Raw genomic sequence first — 12,204 nt, forward strand, 5'->3', positions numbered from 1 at the left:
CAATGACCAGTCCCGACTTGGGACCCCAGTAGTCCTCAGTCGGTCGAGACGACGACCTCGATGCGCTGGAACTCCTTGAGCTCCGTGTACCCGGTGGTGGCCATCGCGCGCTTGAGGGCACCGATCAGGTTCATCGTGCCGTCGGCCATGAAGCTCGGACCGAACAGGATCTGCTCGAGCGAACCGACGGTCTCGAACTCGACCCGCTGGCCCCGCGGGAGCACCGCGTGGTGCGCCTCCGAGCCCCAGTGGAAGCCGTGGCCGGGGGCCTCGGCGGCGCGGGCGAACGGCGAGCCGACCATGACGGCGTCCGCACCGCAGGCGATCGCCTTGGCGAGGTCGCCGGAGGTGCCGATCGAGCCGTCGGCGATGACGTGCACGTAGCGACCGCCGGACTCGTCGAGGTAGTCCCGTCGCGCCGCGGCCACGTCGGCGACCGCGCTGGCCATCGGCACCGCGACACCGAGGACGGTGCGGGTGGTGTGCGCAGCACCGCCACCGAAACCGACCAGGACGCCGGCGGCGCCGGTGCGCATCAGGTGCAGCGCGGCCTGGTGGGTGGCGCAGCCGCCCACGATCACCGGGACGTCGAGCTCGTAGATGAACTCCTTGAGGTTCAGCGGCTCGGCCTGGCTGCTGACGTGCTCGGCCGAGACGGTGGTGCCGCGGATGACGAACAGGTCGACGCCGGCGTCGGTGACGGTCTTGGCGAACTCCTTGGTCCGCTGCGGGCTGAGCGCACCGGCGACGGTGACGCCGGCGTCGCGGATCTCGCGCAGACGCTGGGTGATCAGCTCGGCCTTGATCGGCTCGGCGTAGATCTCCTGCATCCGGCGGGTGGCATCGGCCCCGGTGAGGCCGGCCAGCTCCTCGAGCACCGACTCGGGTGACTCGTAGCGGGTCCAGATGCCTTCGAGGTTGAGCACACCGAGACCGCCGAACTTGCCGAGCGCGATCGCGGTGGCCGGGGACATCACCGAGTCCATGGGGGCGGCGAGGATCGGCAGCTCGAAGCGGTAGGCGTCGATCTGCCAGTCGACGCTGACCTCCTCGGGGTCACGGGTACGACGACTCGGCACGATGGCCACGTCGTCGAAACCGTAGGCGCGACGCGCCCGCTTGGCCCGGCCGATCTCGATCTCAGTCACCCGCTGAGTCTAGGGCGTGTCGTCCCGGTCGGCCGAAGCGCATCCCGCGGTGGCCGCGCCCGATCCGGCAAGGCGGAGGTGCGAGAGCGCAGCGGGCTGCGCCGAGTGCCGACAACGCAGCCGGTCGGGATGCGGCGCCGTGGGGGCGCCGGTCGACTGGGACGACGCGCCCTAGGGGGTCACGGCCATGCTGCTGAGCACGCGCTCCCCCAGCTCGAGATCGCCCTCGGTCACGGCGTCCACCGCGTCGCGCTGGATCCGGCCGCCGGCCAAGGCGATCCAGTCGGCGAAGTCGAGCACGAGCCGCACCGTGGGCTCGGCCGGGACCTCGGAGATCGCGACCCCGCGGCCGTTCTCCCCGATCCGCACGGCGTGGGTCTGCGGCGAGGCTCCGGTGATCTCGAGGACGAGGGTGGACCCGATCGGCGCACCGGCCCGCTTGCCGAAGACGAACGGCAGCGACCGGGCGATGACGTCCGCCGCGTGCGCGGCCCCGACGGTGGTCAGCCCACCCGGACGTCCGGTCGCGCGGCGGATGTCCTGCTCGTGCATCCAGATGTCGAACGGCCGGTTGGAGAGCAGGGTCGCCCAGCTCCAGCCGATCAGCCCGGCGAAGCCCGGCGCGAGCGCCGAGCCGTCCTCGGGCGGATCCCCGGCGAGCTTCTCGTAGCGGGCGGCGACCGACTGCCCGAACTCGTCGATGATCGCGTCGGTCTCCCACTCCCGGCGGGCGATCGGGCCGCGTTCGGTGAACTGGCCCATCAGGCCGACGATGTGCTCGGCCTCGGGGACCTCGACCTCGTCCTGCTTGTTGCCCGCCAGCTCGGACTCGAGGTGGGCCAGGTGGGCGGCGACGGCACGGACGTCCCATCCCGGCAGCTCGGTCGGGAGGTCCCACTCGGCGGCGTCGAGCTCGCGGAGGAGCCCCTTGACGTCGTCGGCGCTCGCCTTCCAGACCTCGATGTGGTTCCACAGGACGTCGACGTCATCACCCATGCGCCGCACCCTAGTCGGGCCTCAGTCCGGCCGGGGTGGCTCCTCGTCGAACTCGCCGGAGCGCAGCCGGTCGAGGAGCCGCCGGTCCCGCTTCGTCGGGCGTCCGGTCCCCCGTTCGCGCTCGAACGGCGTGGCCACCCGCTCGGGCTTGGGCGGCAGGGCGGGCGTCATGTCGTCGTACGCCGTCGCGGCGACCGTGGCCGAGACCCGCTTGACCAGCAGCTGGCGCACCACCACGACGTGCTCGCGCTTGTCGTGGGTGTTGTAGACCCGGACCTCGTCACCGATCTTGACCGTCGAGGCCGGCTTGGCCCGGTCCCCGTTGATCCGGATGTGGCCGGCCTTGGCCCCCGCGGTGGCCTGGGACCGGGACGGCGCGAGCCGCACCGCCCAGACCCAGGCGTCGACGCGGGTCATGCGCTGATCAGCCCGGTGTCAGCTGTGGTAGTTCGGGGCCTCGACGGTGACCTGGACATCGTGCGGGTGCGATTCCTTGAGGGAGGCCGAGGTGATCCGCATGAAGCGGCCGTTCTCCTGCAGCTCCCCGATCGTGCGGGCTCCGACGTAGAACATCGTCTGGTGCAGACCGCCGACGAGCTGGTGCGCGACGGTGCCGACCGAGCCCTTGTAGGCGACCTGGCCCTCGACACCCTCGGGCACGATCATGTCGTCGCTGGTGACCTCGGCCTGGAAGTAGCGGTCCTTGGAGTAGGACTTCTTGCCGCGGCTCGACATGGCACCCATCGAGCCCATCCCGCGGTAGGCCTTGAACTGCTTGCCGTTGACCAGGATCAGGTCGCCGGGGGTCTCCTCGGTGCCGGCGAGCATCGAGCCGAGCATCACCGTGTCGGCGCCGGCGACGATGGCCTTGCCGATCTCGCCGGAGTAGCGCAGACCGCCGTCGGCGATGACCGGGATCCCGGCCGGCTTGGCGGCCAGGCTGGCCTCGTAGACGGCGCTGATCTGCGGGACGCCGACACCGGTCACGATGCGGGTGGTGCAGATCGAGCCCGGGCCGACGCCGACCTTGATCCCGTCGACGCCCGCGTCGACGAAGCTCTGCGCGCCGGCACGAGTGGCGACGTTGCCGCCGATCACCTGGACGTGCTGGGTGGCCGGGTCGGTCTTGAGCCGCTTGACCATGTCGATCAGCATCCGGACGTTGCCGTGCGCGGTGTCGGCGACGAGGACGTCGACACCGGCGTCGATCAGGGTGGTGGCGCGCTCCCAGGCGTCGCCGAAGTAGCCGATCGCCGCACCGACCATGAGGCGGCCGTCGGCATCCTTGGAGGCCAGCGGGAACTGCTCGGACTTCACGAAGTCCTTGACCGTGATCAGGCCGGCGAGCTTGCCGTCGGCGTCGAGCAGCGGGAGCCGCTCGAGCTTGTGCTGGCGGAGCAGAGCGGTGGCCTCGTCGCGGTCGATCCCGACGGGGCCGGTGATCAGCGGCATGTGCGTCATGACTTCGTCGACCTTGGTGGTGGCCCACTCGGCGACGGGGGTGAAGCGCAGGTCGCGGTTGGTGACGATGCCGATCAGGCGGTGCTCGGCGTCGACGACGGGGAAGCCGGAGATGCGGTACTCCCCGGCGAGCTGGTCGAGCTGCTCCAGCGTCGCGTCGGCGGTGATCGTGACCGGGTTGGAGATGATCCCGGTCTGGGTGCGCTTGACCAGGTCGACCTGGTACGCCTGGTCCTCGATCGAGAGGTTGCGGTGGAGCACGCCGATGCCGCCCTGCCGGGCCATCGCGATGGCCATCCGGGACTCGGTGACGGTGTCCATCGCGGCACTGATCAGCGGGACGCGCAGCGAGATCTCGCGGGTCAGCCGGCTGGTGGTGTCGATCTCGTCCGGGGCGAGGTCGGAATACCCCGGCAGCAGAAGTACGTCGTCGTACGTCAGGCCAAGAGTGGCGAACTTACCGGGCACCTCGGGGGACTCCATGACGAAATCCTACGGGAGCCTCCCGGGAGTCGCGAACCGGCTCAGCCCACCGTCACCCGCTGCCGCACGGCGTGGCTGCCGACGACCACCGACCAGGTCTTCGTCCTGCCCTTCCAGGACTTCCGCATCGGCACCCTGACGGTGACCGATCGGGTCTTTCCGGGCGCGATCGGCGCGAGGGTCTTCTCGGCGACGGTGCGGCCCGCGACCCGGACGACGAGTGTGACCCGCTTCGACGAGGCATCGCCCCGGTTGGTGACCGGGACGCGCACGGTGAGCCGCTTGCCGTGCCGGGCGACGCTGAAGCGCCCGGCGGCGAGCGCTGCCGTGGCCCGCGGCGGAGTCCGGGTGCAGGCCGCCCCGGCGGCGGTGACGGCGCGGTTCGCGTCGACCAGTCCGTGGCCGTAGGCGGACTGCTCCAGCGGGCCGGCGTCGCCGGGCACCTGGGCGGTGTCCTCGATGGCGGCCACGGTCTGCGTCGCGGTCCGGCACTGGGCGAGCAGGAGGGCGGCGATCCCCGCGACGTGCGGCGCGGCCATCGAGGTGCCGTCCATCACGTAGTAGTGGTCACCGCCGCAGCCGCCACCGACCGCGGAGTCCGACGGGAAGGTCGAGACGACACCGGTCGCGCAGGTGCCATCCGTGCCCGCCCCGCCCGGAGCGGCCACCGTGTCGGCCGAGAACATCCCGCCCTGGCTGTAGGAGGCGATGTGGCCGTCGGGGCCGACCGCGCTGACGCAGAGCACGCCGGCGATGTTGGCCGGGGTGGAGCAGAACGGGACGGGACCGCTGTTGCCCGCGGCTGCGACCACCACGACGCCCTGTCCGAGGGCGTACTCGACGGCCGGCGTCATGGTCTGCGTCAGGGGCTCCAGCTGGTCCTGGATCCCGTCCCCGCCCAGGCTCATGTTGATCACGTCAGCCCCGTGGTCGACGGCCCAGCGGATCCCGCGGGAGATGTCGTCGGTGAGGCCCTCGCCGTCCTTCAACACCTTGATCGGCATGATCCTCGCGTTCGGCGCGACTCCGCGGATCCCGACCCCGTTGTGGCCCGCCGCGGCGATGATGCCGGCGACGTGGGTGCCGTGACCGTTGGTGACGTCGAGCTTCTTCTGCGCGCTGCTGGTGCCGGCGCTGCCGCCCCAGTCCCCGTTGCCGCAGGACGTGGTCGACGGGCAGCCGACGAAGGTCGCTCCCGGCACCAGACGGCCGCGCAGGTCGGGGTGCTGCAGGTCGACGCCGGTGTCGATGACGGCGACGACCACACCGACCCCCGTGCTCCGGGTCTGGGCCTGGTCCGCACTGATCCGGGTCAGCCCCCACTGCTGGGGACGGAGCGGGTCACTCGCCGCGGCCTGCGCGGGAGCGGCGAGGGCCGCCACCGGGAGCGTCAGGGCGAGGGCAGCGGCGGCGGTGCGGAGCAGGCGCATGCCTGCCTAACTCAGGACAGGGGTCGAAGGTCACGGATCGGAACGCGCACGGTGAGGTCCTCCCCCGCCATCCGGATCCGTCCGCGCAGCCCCGCGGCCAGCACCATCGGCAGCACGGCCTGGTTGTCGGCCCGGGTGGTCAGCAGGATCTCGTCGGCGCCGAGCCCGCTCGCCAGCCGTGCAGCGTCGGTGAGCAGCCGGGTGCCGATCCCGCGCCGCTGCCAGGCGGCATCGACCTTGAGGTCGATCGACCGCACGATGTCGCCGTCCTCGTTCGCGAGCGCGTCCTGGACGACGGCGGTGCCGACCACCTCGCCGTCGATGGAGGCCGACACGCTGGCCCCGTCGGCGCTGAACTCCGGGGTCGCGCCCGCCCCGAGACGTCGACCGCCGGCGTTGGAGGCGAGCACCGCCGTCTCGTGCTCGCGTGCCAGGACGTCGCTGACCAGGCCGGCGATCGCCTCGCCGCGGGCCTGCTCGGTCGAGGTGAAGGGCGCCGTCCGGTGCACGGCGACGCGCACGTCACCGACCGTGAACTCGGCCATCTCGCCGGGCTGGCCGTCGACCGGGTCGGGCTCGGCGTCGAAGAGGCGGGCCACCACCTCCGGGAAGGAGGATGGTCGTTCGAGGACGGCGCGGGCGGCGCGCACGTAGAGCGTGGGCTGGTCCGAGAGCGCGGACTCGGTGCACGGCTGCACCACGACGTGGCTGGCGCCGGCACCGCGCAGGATCCCGGCGAGGTCGGCACCCTCGGGCGCACGGACCACGATCTCGTCGGTCACGTCCTCGATCCCCGGGAACACCTGCAGGGCGAGGATGTTGACCCCCGCTTCGCCGAACGCGAGCGCGAGGGTGGCCAGAGCGCCGGGCTGGTCGGACATCGTGGCGCGGATTCTCCACAGCATGCCCACAGTCTGCCGGACGGAGATTGCCTCAATATTTCATGAAATGGCGAACGGCGCCGGACCGAGGTCCGACGCCGTTCGAGTGGTACTTCTCAGTGACCGTGGCCGTGGCCGTGGCCACCCGCAGCAGCGGGCTCTTCCTCTTCCGGCTTGTCCACGACCAGGGTCTCGGTCGTGAGCAGCAGGCCGGCGATCGAGACGGCGTTGATCAGCGCGGAGCGCGTGACCTTGACCGGGTCGATGACGCCCTGGGCGACGAGGTCGGTGTACTCACCAGTGGCAGCGTTGTACCCCTGGCCGGCACCGAGCTCGCGGACCTTGGTGGTCACGACGTAGCCGTTGACGCCACCGTTCTCGGCGATCCAGCGGAGCGGCTCCTCGGCGGCCTTGCGCACGATGCGCACGCCGATCGCCTCCTCGCCGCTCAGGCCGAGGTCACCCTCGAGCACGGAGACGGCGTGGATGAGCGCGGAGCCACCGCCGGCGACGATGCCCTCCTCGATCGCGGCGCGCGTCGCGGAGACGGCGTCCTCGATCCGGTGCTTCTTCTCCTTGAGCTCCACCTCGGTGTGAGCCCCGACCTTGATCACGCAGACGCCACCGGCGAGCTTCGCGAGACGCTCCTGGAGCTTCTCCCGGTCCCAGTCGGAGTCGCTGTTGGCGATCTCGCCCTGGATCTGGCCGACGCGAGCGTTGACGGCGTTGGCGTCGCCGCCACCGTCGACGATCGTGGTGTTGTCCTTGGAGACGACGATCCGGCGGGCCGTGCCGAGCACCTCGAGGCCGACCTGGTCGAGCTTGAGCCCGACCTCGGGAGCCACGACCTGGGCGCCGGTGAGGATCGCGATGTCCTCGAGGATCGCCTTGCGGCGGTCACCGAACGCGGGAGCCTTGACGGCGACCGCGTTGAAGGTGCCCTTGATCTTGTTCACGACCAGGGTCGAGAGGGCTTCGCCCTCGACGTCCTCGGCGATGATGAAGAGCGACTTGCCGGCGGCGATGACCTTCTCCAGCAGCGGCAGGAGCTCCTGGATCGAGGAGACCTTGCCCTGGACGAGGAGGATGTACGGGTCGTCGAGGACGGCCTCCATCCGCTCCGGGTCGGAGACGAAGTACGCCGAGATGTAGCCCTTGTCGAACTGCATGCCCTCGGTGAACTCGAGGTCGGTCGTCGGGGTCGAGGACTCCTCGACCGTGATGACGCCGTCCTTGCCGACCTTGTCGAACGCCTCGGCGAGCAGCTCGCCGATGTGCTCGTCACGGCTGGAGATCGTGGCGACGGACGCCATCTCCGACTTCTCGGCGACCGGCTTGGCGGTCTCGAGCAGCTTGGCCGAGACGGCCTGCGCCGCCAGGTCCATGCCGCGCTTGAGGCCCATCGGGTTGGTGCCGGCCGCGACGGCACGGAGGCCCTCGTGGACCAGCGCCTGCGCCAGGACCGTCGCCGTCGTGGTGCCGTCACCAGCGACGTCGTTGGTCTTGGTGGCGACCTCCTTGGTCAGCTGGGCACCCAGGTTCTCGAACGGGTCGTCGAGCTCGATCTCACGCGCGACGGTGACACCGTCGTTGGTGATGGTCGGAGCGCCCCACTTCTTGTCCAGGACGACGTAGCGACCCTTCGGACCGAGCGTCACCTTGACCGCGTTGGCCAGGGCGTCGACGCCACGCTCGAGCGAGCGGCGAGCCTGCTCGTCGAACTCAAGAATCTTCGGCATCAGAGACCTCAGCCGACGATGGCGAGGACGTCACGGGCGGAGAGGATCAGGTAGTCCTCGCCGCCGTACTTGATCTCGGTGCCGCCGTACTTGCTGTAGATGACCTTGTCGCCGACCTTGACGTCGAGCGGGATGCGCTCGTCGCCGTCCTCGTTGAACCGACCGGGGCCGACAGCGAGGACCTCGCCCTCCTGCGGCTTCTCCTTGGCGGTGTCGGGAATGACGAGGCCCGACGCGGTGGTCTGCTCAGCCTCGACCTGCTTGATGATGATGCGGTCCTCGAGAGGCTTGATGTTGATCGACACGATGCCGACTCCTTCGCGCGTTTCGTTCACGTCTGAATTGGCACACTCACCACGAGAGTGCCAATAGCGACGTTAGCACTCGATGCAATGGAGTGCTAGGCGAGTCCCGATAGCTTCACCGATAGGTTCCTCCTGTGGACCTCGACGCCTTCACCTGGCTGCTCACGGCCGAGGGCCAGCGTCTCCTCACCGCGGCCACCGAGCTGGCCGACCTCGACCCGCTCGCGGCCCAGACCCGGCTGCGCGCCGAGGCCTCCGCCGAACGCGTCGCCGTGGCCTGCACCCAGGTCGACCTGCGTCGCCGTGCGGTGGCGAAGTTCGGCGATCTCGCCGAGCGGATGTACTTCACCCCCGACGGCCTGGAGCAGGCCACCCGGCTGAGCGTCGCCGAGCACCGGGCCTCGCGGCTGGTGGCGTTCGAGGCGGCGTCCCTGATCGATCTCGGCTGCGGGATCGGCGGGGACCTGATCGCCGTCTCGCGGGCCGGCATCACCGCGGCGGGGATCGACCTGGACCCGGAGCGGGTCGCCGTCGCACGCGCCAACCTCGACGCCCTCGGACTGCCCGGAGCGGTCTCCGAGGCCGACGCCACCCGGGTCGACCACTCCGGTTTCACCGTCGCGTTCGCCGACCCGGCCCGGCGCCGCAACAACGCGGCGAAGGGGCGCGAGCTGGCGACCGACGGCTGGACGCCGCCGTGGGACTGGGTCTCCACCCTCTTCGACCGGGACGCCTGCGTGAAGGTCGCGCCCGGGATCGACCACGCGCTCATCCCCGACGGCGTCGAGGGCGAGTGGGTCAGCGACCGAGGCGAGGTCAAGGAGGCGGCGCTGTGGTCGGGCCGTCTCGCCACCGTACGGCGCCGGGCGACCGTGATCGGTTCCGGCGGCCTGGCCACCCTGACCGACGAGGACGACCCGGGCGAGCAGGGTGTGCGTGACATGGGGTCGTTCCTCTACGAGCCCGACGGCGCCGTCATCCGGGCCGGCCTGGTCACCGCGGTGGCCGCCGGGGTCGACGGCGGCCTGGTCGACGAACACATCGCCTACGTCACCTCCGACTCCGCGTTCCGGACCCCGTTCGCCTCGTCCTACCGGGTGCTCGAGGAGCTGCCGTACCGGGAGAAGCAGCTGCGCGCGGCACTGCGTGAGCGAGGTGTGGGGCGGCTGACGATCAAGAAGCGTGCCGTGGCCGTCGTACCGGAGAAGCTGCGCAAGGCCCTCTCCCTGCAGGGGTCCAATGAGGCCACGATCGTGCTGACCCGGGTGGCCGGCGAGGGACGCTGCTTCTCGGTGGAACCCCTGTAGCTCTCAGGGTTCTCCCTGATTGCGTCCTGAATCACGTGGATTCGGCGACCGGTGGTGCTGAGCATTCTCAGATTCCCGGTAGATTTTTGCCTATGTTCGCTGCCCTCGGCCGTCTTGCGGCCCGTCGCCCGTGGTTCATCATCGCCGGGTGGATCGTGCTGACCGCCGTCGTGGTCGCCTTCCATCCCAAGACGGAGAGCGTCACCGACCAGGCCGACTTCCTGCCGAAGCACTACGAGTCGATCAAGGCCACGAACCTGATGGCGGACGCGTTCCCGTCCAAGCAGGACGTGGGCGCGACGATCGTCTTCGACCGGCCCGACGACCAGCCGCTCACGGACGAGGACCTCGCCAAGATCGCCGCGATCAGCGACAACCTCGAGCTCGGTGACGCTTTCAGCGCCATCGAGGAGCCGATCACCGCGCCCGAGAAGCTGGCCGTGATCGTCAACCTCGACCTCGCCGAGGGTGTCACCGGCCAGGACCAGGACGACCTCGACCAGATCAAGACGCTGCGCGACGACCTCAAGCAGGCGATCGAGGGGACGGACCTGCGCACCGGTGTGACCGGCAACCTGGCCCAGTCCTACGACCAGTCGCAGTCGGGCTCCCAGGCTGAGGCGATCGTCGGTATCGCCACGATCGTGCTGATCATCCTGCTGCTGTCGCTGATCTTCCGCAGCGGTCCGGTCACCGCCCTGCCGATCTACCTGATCGCTGTGTTCCTGTCCCAGGTCGCCACCGGCCTGGTCGCCTTCGCCACCGACTGGTTCGGTCTGCAGGCCGACGACTCCACCAGCGTGATGATGATCGTGGTGCTCTTCGGTGTCGGCACCGACTACGTGCTCTTCTACCTGTTCCGCTACCGCGAGCGGATCCGTGAAGGCTACGACCACCAGCACTCGGTCGAGTACGCCGTCGAGCGTGCCGGTGAGGCGATCTTCTCCGCCGGTGGCGCCGTGTTCGTCGCCTTCATGACGCTGATCCTGTCCTCGCTCGGCATGTTCCGCTCGATCGGCCCGACCCTGGCCATCGGCGTCGGCGTCACCCTGGTCGGCGCGATCACCCTCGTCCCGGCCGTCGTCTCGGTCGTCGGTCCGGCCATCCTGTGGCCCGCCAAGGAGTGGAAGTCCATCGGCGTCGCGCCGACCACCACCTCCCGCGGCGCGCGGATCGTCTCCAAGGTCGCCTTCTGCATCCTGTTCCTGCCCTACGTGATCCTCTCCGCGATCATCGGCGCCCTGATCTGGCTGATCGGCTGGCCGATCTCCAAGATCCGTGGCGAGCGCGCTCCGAAGGACGAGGACAAGACGGCGTACGCCCGTCTGGGCAACTCGGTCGGCAAGCGTCCGGTCCCGTGGGCGATCGCCTCGGGCGCCGTGCTCGTGCTGTTCTCGATCTTCGCGATCAACTTCACGCCGCTGTTCAACATCGACGAGTCCTCCTCCTCGCAGGCGGTCGAGTCCGTGGTCACGCAGCAGCGGATGGAGGACAAGGGCTTCAGCGCCGGCGCGACCCAGCCCACGATCGTGGTGCTGCACTCGACCGACGGCACCCCGCTGACCCAGGAGGAGCTGGCCGAGTTCGGCACCGCCCTGGAGACCATCCCCGGCACGACCCTGGTCAAGGGCGAGAACGGCCTGCCGACGGTGATCCCGTCGCCGGACGAGCCGACGATCGCCATCGCCTCGCTGCTGCTCGACAGCGACCCGTCGTCGGACGCCGCGATCGACGAGGTCAAGAACGTCGTCCGCCCGGCGATCCACGCCGCCGCCCCGGAGGGGACGGAGGCCTACGTCGGTGGTCTCACGTCGGTGTTCGTCGACTTCAAGGCTGCGATGTCGCGCGACTACAAGGTGGTCTTCCCGGTCGCCGCCGGGATCACGCTGCTGATCCTGATGCTCGTGCTCCGTTCGCTGGTCGCCCCGTGGTACCTGATGATCTCGGTCGGCCTCGGCTTCACCGCGACGCTGGGCGCCACCACCCTGCTGTTCCAGAACATCAAGGGCGACGACGGCCTGCTGTTCATGCTGCCGATCCTGATCTACCTGTTCGTGGTGGCACTGGGCACGGACTACAACATCCTGATGATCACCCGTCTGCGTGAAGAGGCTCGTGAGGGCCGCGACCCGCGCGAGGCAGCTGCCCAGGCGATCCGGCACGCCGGTCCGACGGTCGGTGCCGCGGGCCTGATCCTGGCCGGCACGTTCGCCTCGCTGATGCTGGCGGGCAACGCGTTCATGACGACGATGGGCTTCGCCGTGTCGTTCGGCATCGTGATCGCCGCGTTCGTGATGGCGCTGGTCTTCACCCCGGCACTGACCGCGATCATCGGGCACGCCGCCTGGTGGCCCGGCCACGGTGACGAGCCGCGCGAGGGCGACGACCTCAAGGAGCGGGAGCTCGTCGAGGTCTGATCCTCGACCAGCCCCGGTCTGCCACGAATCGGCGCAT

General features: G+C 70.1%; 10 protein-coding genes. 2 read left to right on the forward strand and 8 right to left on the reverse strand.

The features are described 5' to 3' along the window. Positions 1–35 precede the first annotated feature (35 nt). The 8 genes from ACZ5J1_RS13270 to groES form a co-directional block, all read right to left on the reverse strand. A complete protein-coding gene (locus tag ACZ5J1_RS13270) occupies positions 36–1,148 on the reverse strand; it encodes a GuaB3 family IMP dehydrogenase-related protein (protein WP_464559535.1) in 1,113 nt (370 codons plus the stop codon). Between the two features lie 171 nt (positions 1,149–1,319). Then, positions 1,320–2,144 carry a maleylpyruvate isomerase family mycothiol-dependent enzyme gene (locus ACZ5J1_RS13275; protein WP_464559537.1) on the reverse strand — a complete coding sequence of 275 codons (825 nt, stop codon included), beginning with the start codon at positions 2,142–2,144 and terminating at the stop codon, positions 1,320–1,322. A 21-nt stretch (positions 2,145–2,165) separates the two neighbouring features. Next, complete coding sequence (locus ACZ5J1_RS13280) at positions 2,166–2,561, reverse strand: RNA-binding S4 domain-containing protein (protein WP_464559539.1); 396 nt, start codon at positions 2,559–2,561, stop codon at positions 2,166–2,168. A gap of 18 nt (positions 2,562–2,579) precedes the next feature. Then, positions 2,580–4,088: an IMP dehydrogenase gene (gene guaB, locus ACZ5J1_RS13285; protein WP_464559541.1), complete on the reverse strand. Its 1,509-nt coding sequence runs from the start codon at positions 4,086–4,088 to the stop codon at positions 2,580–2,582. Positions 4,089–4,129: 41 nt separating this feature from the next. Beyond that, complete coding sequence (locus tag ACZ5J1_RS13290) at positions 4,130–5,518, reverse strand: S8 family serine peptidase (protein WP_464559543.1); 1,389 nt, start codon at positions 5,516–5,518, stop codon at positions 4,130–4,132. Between the two features lie 11 nt (positions 5,519–5,529). Beyond that, positions 5,530–6,423 carry a GNAT family N-acetyltransferase gene (locus ACZ5J1_RS13295; RefSeq protein ID WP_464559545.1) on the reverse strand — a complete coding sequence of 298 codons (894 nt, stop codon included), beginning with the start codon at positions 6,421–6,423 and terminating at the stop codon, positions 5,530–5,532. Between the two features lie 92 nt (positions 6,424–6,515). Beyond that, the gene (gene groL, locus ACZ5J1_RS13300) at positions 6,516–8,138 is read right to left on the reverse strand and encodes a chaperonin GroEL (RefSeq protein ID WP_464559547.1); all 1,623 of its coding nucleotides are present in this window, start codon (positions 8,136–8,138) and stop codon (positions 6,516–6,518) included. An 8-nt stretch (positions 8,139–8,146) separates the two neighbouring features. Continuing rightward, entirely contained in the window at positions 8,147–8,443 is a 297-nt protein-coding gene (groES, locus tag ACZ5J1_RS13305; RefSeq protein ID WP_464564797.1) for a co-chaperone GroES, read from the reverse strand. A 134-nt stretch (positions 8,444–8,577) separates the two neighbouring features. Here groES and ACZ5J1_RS13310 point away from each other — a divergent pair, with 134 nt between their 5' ends. Next, entirely contained in the window at positions 8,578–9,750 is a 1,173-nt protein-coding gene (locus ACZ5J1_RS13310; protein ID WP_464559549.1) for a class I SAM-dependent methyltransferase, read from the forward strand. Positions 9,751–9,842: 92 nt separating this feature from the next. Further along, the gene (locus ACZ5J1_RS13315; RefSeq protein ID WP_464559551.1) at positions 9,843–12,167 is read left to right on the forward strand and encodes an MMPL family transporter; all 2,325 of its coding nucleotides are present in this window, start codon (positions 9,843–9,845) and stop codon (positions 12,165–12,167) included. Positions 12,168–12,204: the final 37 nt, after the last annotated feature.

Source organism: Nocardioides sp. JCM 18999 (assembly GCF_055391175.1).